The 7,746-nt window shown below is 70.8% G+C and carries 7 protein-coding genes; 6 read left to right on the forward strand and 1 reads right to left on the reverse strand.

Annotation, left to right across the window (positions count from 1 at the left end):
- The first annotated feature begins 70 nt into the window (after positions 1 to 70).
- From ABD140_RS21960 to ABD140_RS21980, 5 genes are all read left to right on the forward strand, one after another.
- A complete protein-coding gene (locus ABD140_RS21960) occupies positions 71 to 1,216 on the forward strand; it encodes an acyl-CoA dehydrogenase family protein (RefSeq protein ID WP_344242795.1) in 1,146 nt (381 codons plus the stop codon).
- Entirely contained in the window at positions 1,213 to 2,340 is a 1,128-nt protein-coding gene (locus tag ABD140_RS21965; protein WP_344242796.1) for an acyl-CoA dehydrogenase family protein, read from the forward strand. The genes ABD140_RS21960 and ABD140_RS21965 overlap by 4 nt, the downstream gene beginning before the upstream one ends.
- Positions 2,341 to 2,349: 9 nt before the next feature.
- On the forward strand, positions 2,350 to 3,147 hold the full coding sequence (locus ABD140_RS21970) for an enoyl-CoA hydratase/isomerase family protein (RefSeq protein ID WP_344242797.1): 798 nt from the start codon (positions 2,350 to 2,352) through the stop codon (positions 3,145 to 3,147).
- Positions 3,144 to 4,307 (forward strand): CaiB/BaiF CoA transferase family protein, encoded by a 1,164-nt coding sequence (locus ABD140_RS21975; RefSeq protein ID WP_344242798.1) that lies wholly within the window; start codon positions 3,144 to 3,146, stop codon positions 4,305 to 4,307. The genes ABD140_RS21970 and ABD140_RS21975 overlap by 4 nt, the downstream gene beginning before the upstream one ends.
- A gap of 67 nt (positions 4,308 to 4,374) precedes the next feature.
- Entirely contained in the window at positions 4,375 to 5,058 is a 684-nt protein-coding gene (locus ABD140_RS21980; protein WP_344242799.1) for a GntR family transcriptional regulator, read from the forward strand.
- 94 nt (positions 5,059 to 5,152) lie between these two features.
- Here ABD140_RS21980 and ABD140_RS21985 read toward each other — a convergent pair whose 3' ends face one another.
- Positions 5,153 to 5,797 carry a TetR/AcrR family transcriptional regulator gene (locus ABD140_RS21985; protein ID WP_344242800.1) on the reverse strand — a complete coding sequence of 215 codons (645 nt, stop codon included), beginning with the start codon at positions 5,795 to 5,797 and terminating at the stop codon, positions 5,153 to 5,155.
- Between the two features lie 281 nt (positions 5,798 to 6,078).
- Here ABD140_RS21985 and ABD140_RS21990 point away from each other — a divergent pair, with 281 nt between their 5' ends.
- On the forward strand, positions 6,079 to 7,329 hold the full coding sequence (locus ABD140_RS21990; RefSeq protein WP_344242801.1) for a YncE family protein: 1,251 nt from the start codon (positions 6,079 to 6,081) through the stop codon (positions 7,327 to 7,329).
- Positions 7,330 to 7,746: the final 417 nt, after the last annotated feature.

Consider the following 7,746-nt stretch of genomic DNA (forward strand, 5'->3'; position numbering starts at 1 on the left):
ATTGCTTTCCAGGATTGGATCCAACTATGAATAACCATGGCACTGTCGGATCGGGAGGAAGAACGCTGACGTGGCACTGACCCTCAGGGCGGTCGAACGGCCGCCCGCCGCACTGGACGGGCTCCGGCTCGAGGTGCGCGAGTTCCTCGAGCACGAGCTCGCCACCGGTGGATTCACCCCCGAGGCGGACGCGTGGATGTCCGGGATCGACGTCGCGTTCAGCCGGAGGCTGGCCGAGCGGGGCTGGGTGGGGATGACCGTCCCCGTCCCGTACGGAGGGCACGGCCGCTCGGCGCTGGAGCGCTACGTGGTGACCGAGGAGCTCCTGGCGTACGGGGCGCCGGTCGCCGCGCACTGGATCGCCGACCGCCAGATGGCGCCCGGCATCCTGCGCAACGGCACCGAGGAGCAGAAGCACCGGTACCTGCCCGGCATCGCACGCGCCGAGCAGTTCATCGCCATCGGCATGTCCGAGCCCGACTCCGGCTCCGACCTCGCCTCCGTCCGCACCCGGGCGGTCGAGACCGGGGACGGCTGGCGGATCACCGGCACCAAGGTCTGGACCAGCGCCGCGCACATCGCCACCGCGATCGTCGTCCTGGCCCGCACCGACGACGCCGGCGACCGGCACGGCGGGCTCTCGCAGTTCCTCGTCGACCTGCCCCACCCGGCGGTCGCGATCTCGCCGATCATCACCATCGACGGCGCCCACCACTTCAACGAGGTCGTCTTCGACGACGCCCTGGTCCCGCGCACCGCGCTGCTGGGCGAGCGGGGCGAAGGCTGGCGCCAGGTCACCGCGGAGCTGGGCAACGAGCGGTCCGGCCCGGAGCGGTTCCTGAGCGTGATGCCGCTGCTGAGGGCGTGGGCGGCCACCGGGTGCTTCGCCGAGGACCCGCTCGCCCGGGCCGAGCTCGGACGGCTCGTCACGCGGCTGGCAGTCCTGCGCCAGATGTCCCTCGCGGTCGCCGGGCGCCTGGCCGCCGGAGAGAACCCCGCCGTGGAGGCCGCCCTGGTGAAGGACCTGGGCACCGGGTTCGAGGGGGAGATGGTCGAGGCGATCCGGCGCCATGTCGACCCGGAGGCCGGTGGGGTGCCCGAGGACCTGGCGGCGATGCTCGCCAAGGCCGTCCTGCACGTGCCCGCCTTCACCCTCCGCGGAGGGACCAACGAAGTCCTGCGCTCCATCGTCGCGAAGGGGTTGAGCCGCCGATGAGCGAGCACCTCGAAGAACTGGCCGCCGCGGTCCGCGGAGTGCTGGCGTCCCGGTCGCCCGAGGACGCCGCCGCTCCGGGAGGCGTCGACACGGCGCTGTGGGAGGAGCTCGAAGAGCTCGGGTTCACCTCCCTTTCCCTGCCCGAGGAACTGGAGGGAGGCGGCGGCACGCTCCAGGACGCGGCCGTGGTGGTGCGCGAGAGCGCCGAGGCCTGCGCCGCCGTGCCCGTCGCCGAAGCGCTGCTCGTGGCGGCCCCGCTGCTGGCGGCCGCCGAGGCGCCCCTGCCCGCCGGGCGGCTGACCGTGGGGGCGGGCGACCTGTTCGCCGAGCCGACGGCCGAGGGCGAGTGGCAGATCACGGGCTCCCTGCCCCGCGTGCCGTGGCTGCGGTCGGTGGAGCACATCGTCGCGCTCGTCGTCACGGCGGACGGCCCCGCCGTCGCCGTGGTCCCCGCCGCCGACCCCCGGCTGCTGGTGAACGAGGGAACGAACCCGGCCGGCGAGCAGCGTGACGACGCCATGCTGGACGGGGTGGTGACCGACAGGGTGTACCGGCTGCCCGAGCGGGCGTGGCTCCGCGAGATCGAGATGCTCGGCGCCGTCGCCCGCACGGTGCAGATGGCCGGAGCGGCTCGCGGGGTGCTCAAGGCGACCCTTCGCCACGTGCAGGAACGGGAGCAGTTCGGTCGGCCGCTTCTGGGATTCCAGGCGGTCCAGCACCGGCTGGCCTCGCTGGCGGCCGACGTGGCGACGGTGGAGGTGGCGGCGGACGCCGCCGTCCTCGCCCTGATGGACCCCGGCTCCGGCCGGGAGCTCGCGGTGGCCTCAGCGAAGGCGCAGGCGTCCGCGCTCGCCCGGCCGATCGCGGCCGCGGGGCACCAGCTCCACGGAGCGATCGGATTCACCATGGAGCACCGCCTCGGCGCCTACACCCGCCGCCTGTGGTCGTGGCGCGACGAGTACGGCAACGAGCTCCTCTGGCAGGAGAGGGCCGCCCAGCTGGTCATGGACCGCGGCGGCGACGTCTGGGGGCTGCTGACCGGGACCGGCCCGGACCCGCAGGCGGAACCGGAGACCGGAGAGCGACGGGCACCGGCCCCGGACGCCCGCATCGAGAGCATCTGAGGAGCTCGTATGGAATCGCAGGAACACGTGCGCGTCGCCTTCGCCGACGGCGTCGCCCGGCTCACCCTGAACAGCCCGAAGCGCAAGAACGCCATCAGCCTCGACATGGCGGCCCTGATCGAGGGCTTCTGCGACCGGGTCCACGCCGACGCCTCGATCGGCGCCGTGATCGTGGACGCCGAAGGCGGATACTTCTGCAGCGGCGCGGACACCCGGGACCTGGCCGCGTCCTCGGCCGACCCCGCCTCACCGGAGGCGGTCGCGCGGACCTCGGCGGTCTACAACGCCTTCGTGCGCGTCGGCTCCCTGCCCGTGCCGAGCGTCTCGCTCGTCGCCGGGGGAGCGGTCGGGGCCGGGCTCAACCTCGCCTTGGCCACGGACCTGATGCTCGTCACCCCGGACGCGGTGATCGACAGCGGCTTCCTGGCGCGCGGCATCCACCCCGGCGGAGGACACCTCGCACTCCTCGGCCGCGCCGCCGGATACCGGCAGGCCATCGCCCTCGGCGTGCTCGGCGTCCCGCTGTCGGGAGCCGAGGCCGTCCAGCGCGGGCTGGCCTGGTCCGCCGCCGCTCCGGAGGAGCTGCTCGAAACGGCGATGAAGCTGGTCGCCGCGGCCGCGGCGGACCCGGAGCTGGCCCGCCGGGTCAAGAACAGCGCCGTCCTGGAACTCGGCCCGCCCGGACTGCCTTGGGCCGCGGCCGTCGAGGCCGAGCGGGGAGTGCAGATGTGGTCGCTGGGACGCAAGGGGAAGGCAGGCTGGGACCGCAAGCCCGCCAAGCCGCAGGTCGACGGCGGGAAGTCATGACGGGCCAGGGACCGCTGGCCGGAATCCGCGTCCTCGACTTCAGCACCACCTTCTCCGGGCCCTACTGCACCCACCAGCTGGCCGACCTCGGCGCCGACGTGATCAAGGTGGAGGCGCCGGGCGGCGACATCACCCGCGGGCTCGGCACCTCCCGGTCCCCGGGCATGGCCAGCGTCCACGTGGCCACCAACCGCAACAAGGCCAGCCTCGAACTCGACCTGAAGCGGCCGGAGTCGCAGGAACTGGTGCGTTCGCTCCTGGAGCGCACCGACTGCCTCGTCCACAACATGCGCCTCGACGCGGCACGGCGCCTCGGCCTCGATCCGGAGACGGCATTGGCGGTGAACCCGAGACTGGTGCACGTCGCCATCACGGGATACGGAAGCGACGGGCCGTATGCGGGCAGGCCCGCCTACGACGACATCATCCAGGCGATGTCGGGGCTGGCGTGGCTGCAGAGCCCGAAGGACGACACCGGTCCCGCGGCGTACGTCGCGACCGCGGTCGCCGACAAGGTGGCGGGCATGGCGGCGGTGCAGGCGGCGCTGGCCGCACTGCTCCGGCGCGAACGCACCGGCCGGGGCCAGGCCGTCGAGGTGCCGATGTACGAGACGCTCGTCGGCTTCGCGCTCATGGAGCAGTGGGGCGGTCGTGCCTTCGTCCCGCCGCTCGGCCCGACCGGCTACCGGCGGCTGCGCTCGATCCACCGCCGCCCGTACCGCACGGCCGACGGCCTGGTCTCCGTGGTCGTCTACCACGAGGGCCACTGGCGCCGGTTCCTGGAGTTCGCCGGACGTGCGTCCCTCCTGGAGGACGAGAGGTTCCGCACGGTCGAGGCGCGCAACGACAACATCGACGAGCTCTACGCCATCCTGGCCGGCATCCTCGAGGGCCGGACGACGCGGGAGTGGCTGAAGATCTTCGAGGAGATCGACGTGCCCGCCATGCCCGTGCTCTCCCTCGACGACCTCTTCGAGGACGAGCACCTGCGGGCGGTGGACTTCTTCCACGAGATCACCCACCCGGAGGAGGGGAGCTTCCTCGTCGCCCGCCACCCCGCCAGGTACGGCGAGTCGCCCACGGCGCCGCCTTCGGAGCAGGGACCGCCCGACCGGCTGGGCGCCGGCGCCTCCGCGGCCGCCCGGTGGCTCGGCACCTGACGGAGCCTCCGCCCGAGAGGTGGATCCCTTATCGTTGTCGCATTCGTCGCAGGAGAGGAAGGGTTCGTTGCCAGCCGAGAAGACCGCCACCGGCGGACGGGCGCAGGCTGCCGAGCGGGTGGAGCGGGAACTCCGAAAGATGATCATGTCCGGGGAGCTGCTCCCCGGACAGCAGATCCGCCAGGAGTCCATGGCCGAGCGGCTGGGCGTCAGCCGGCTGCCCGTCCGCGAGGCGCTGCGCCAGCTGACGGCCGACGGCCTGGTCAGCCACGTCCCCAACGTCGGTTTCGCGGTCGCCCGGCTCAGCCAGGCCGAGTTCGACCAGATCTACCTGATGCGCCGCCTCCTGGAGACCGAGCTCATCCTCCGCCTGCCCCGCCCCTCCCAGGAGCAGCTCCAGCACCTGGCCGCCCTGGGCGACGAGGTCGCGGCCGCCGCCGAACGGCTCGACCTCGTCGAGATGCGGCTGCGCAACCACGCCTTCCACTTCGAGATCTTCCGGCTGAGCGGCCTCGGCCTGGTCATCGACGAGCTGGAGAAGCTGTGGAACTGGGCGGCCCCCTACCACACCATCTACCTGTACTCGGCCGACAGCCGCCGCACGATCCTCGAAGAGCACGAAGCGATGATCCAGGCCCTGCGTGACGGCGACAACACCCGCCTCGCCGAACTCATGCACCAGCACCGCCACGGCTCGGAGACCCAACTCGGCGCCATGCTGAGCGGCGGCCCCGCCGTCCGCCCCGTCTGAAACCGAAGGGGGAGATGACGGTCGGGCTTCGGAGCAGAAACGCCGGCGTTCCGATCGCGGCCTCCTCCCGGCACGCCCTCGCCTCGGCTTCCGCCTAGATGGCGATCTTGTACCTGCCGACGAGGAGCTGGAGGAGTTCATCCGCGATCTGCTCTCTGGTGGCGTCGACCCAGCCGACGACCCAGTCGTGCATGAGTCCGTTGACGGCTCCGATGTAGGCGGCGCTGGCGATCGCGTAGTCGGCGGGGGGCATCTCGCCGCGGGCGACGGCGTCGTCGGTGATGGCGGTGAAGAAGCTGATCCAGGTGGATCGGCGTTCGAGGCGCTGGAGGTCCATGCGGGAACTGACGCCGATGACCTCGACGAAGACGATGCGGGCGTGCCTGAGGTCGGCGGCGGCGCCTTCGACATAGGCGCGCAGCATGTGCTCGAGACGCTCGGCGAGGGGAAGGTCCTGGATATCGGGAAGGATCTCGAAGACCGATCGCTGGGCGAGCCCGTGAACCATCAGGTGCAGTTCGGCCAGGAGGTCTTCGAGGGCGTGGAACTGCTCGTAGAACTGCCGGCTGGACAGGCCGGCCGTCTTGCACAGCTCGGCCAGGGTGGTGCCCCGGTAGCCGGGCTCGCGACCGAACAGGTCGAGGCCCGCCTCGATGAACCGGGCGCGCCGCTCAGCCTGCCGCTGGGCGGCGTCCTTGCCCCCGTACCGGCCTTCCGCCGGAGTGATTTTGCCCGCCACCGCGCCCTCCGCTGCCTACAGGGACATTTTCCAGCATCCAGGGTTGTGGCGGACGCCACCGCGCCCTACTATCCAGTAACACAATCTGAACTTAGACAGTATCAAAGTTCAAATTGAGCATGGCGAAAGCCGCGAAGCCGAGCCGTGCTCACCCGACCGGTTCCTGCTCGACCCGTCTTCGCCCGGCTCCGAACGGCGCCGCGTACGTCTCGACGAGCGGCGGCGTCATGAAGGCGACATGCCCCGCCTTCACCGGGCGCCCACCCCCCTGTGGAGCACCCATGCCCAACTTCATCCGTTCCCTGCGGTCCAGAACCCTGCTCGCCGCCGGAGCCGCCGCCGCGGTCGCCGCCACGGGATTCTCCATCCCCGCCCAGGCCGCCCCCGAGCTGCAGGAGGTGATGTTCGTCGGCAACAACTGGAGCGGCACCGCCACCGTCATCAAGTCCCGCGGCGACTTCGCCAAGATCGGCCAGATCAACGTCATCCCCGACAAGAACCAGCGGCTGGCCGAGATCTACCTCAACCCCGTCAAACTGGCGTTCTTCCTCGGCATCCGCTACACCGTCGGCGAAGGCCACGACCAGTTCGTCGACGACATGTACGCCACCCCCGACGGCACCGCCCTGGTCGCCTCACGGCCGAGCTTCGCCGACGTCGTCTCCATCGACGTGACCACCGGCAAACTCAAGTGGCGCTTCCCCGTCTCCGGCTTCCGCTCCGACCACATGGCCGTCTCTCCCGACGGCACGAAGGTCGCGGTCTCGGCGTCCACCTCCAACACCGTGCACGTCCTGGACATCAACACCGGTAAACAGCTGGGCAAGTTCGCCACCGGCGACAAGCCGCACGAGAACATCTTCACCAAGGACGGCAAGTACATCTGGAACAGCTCGATCGGCGAGGTCAACAACGACGCCGACGCGCCCGAACAAGACGGGCGGAAGGGCGACCGGAAGATCGTCGTCGCCGACGCCTCCACCTACAAGGTCGTCAAGACCATCGACATGCGGCCCCGCCTCGACGCGGCCGGCCGCTCCGACCTGTCCGACTCGGTCCGCCCGGCCGTCTTCACCCCCGACGAGTCCAAGCTCTACTTCCAGGTCTCCTTCTTCAACGGCATCGTCGAATACGACATCGCGACCGACAAGATCACCCGCGTGAAGACCCTGCCGAAGAACCCCGACACCAGCGACGACCGCACCACCTACGTCAACGACTCCCGCCACCACGGCCTGTCCATCAGTCCCGACGGCTCCAAGCTGTGCGTCGCGGGGACCATGGACGAATACGTCACCATCGTCGACCGGGCCGGCCTCGACCAGGGCCCCCTGATCCCCGCGGGCAAGCCCTACTGGGCCACCGTCAGCGGCGACGGCTCCGCCTGCGTCATCTCCGAGAGCGACACCGACGTCGTCACCGCGGTCGACTTCGCCACCGGCCAGAAGATCACCTCCGTCCCGGTCGGCGACCACCCCCAGCGCGTCCGCCTCGCCCACATCCCCGTCGGCTGGCAGAGCCCCACCGGCTGACCACCCCAGGGGGCGCAGCCGACCAAAGCCCCGCACACCCCGCATCCCCCGGTCCCGGCCCTGGCACACACCCCAGGCCCGGGACCGCCGATTTTCTGACCACCCGATTCAGCGAACCCTGCACTTTGAGCTGTCGTGCCCGCACCGCTTGCCCGACGACAGTGCAGGCACCTCGCCGACCGCAACCAGGTTGTTGCCCTCGACCACCGGCGCGCCCAGAGGGGGCCACCGGCCCCGGCTGAGGACCTCACAGATCAAGCAACATGATCGGCTGCCGGTAGACCGTCGCGAACGCTGGTGACTCTTCACCCGCATACGCGGAAATTTTGTAGGGGATCACTGAGCCTCTTTCATCCTCGGCGAAGGGCTTTGATCACGGCATGATCGCGAGTTGAGGATTCGCCCCCGGACACAGAG

The sequence above is a fragment of the Actinocorallia libanotica genome (assembly GCF_039525175.1).
Lineage (GTDB): Bacteria > Actinomycetota > Actinomycetes > Streptosporangiales > Streptosporangiaceae > Actinocorallia > Actinocorallia libanotica.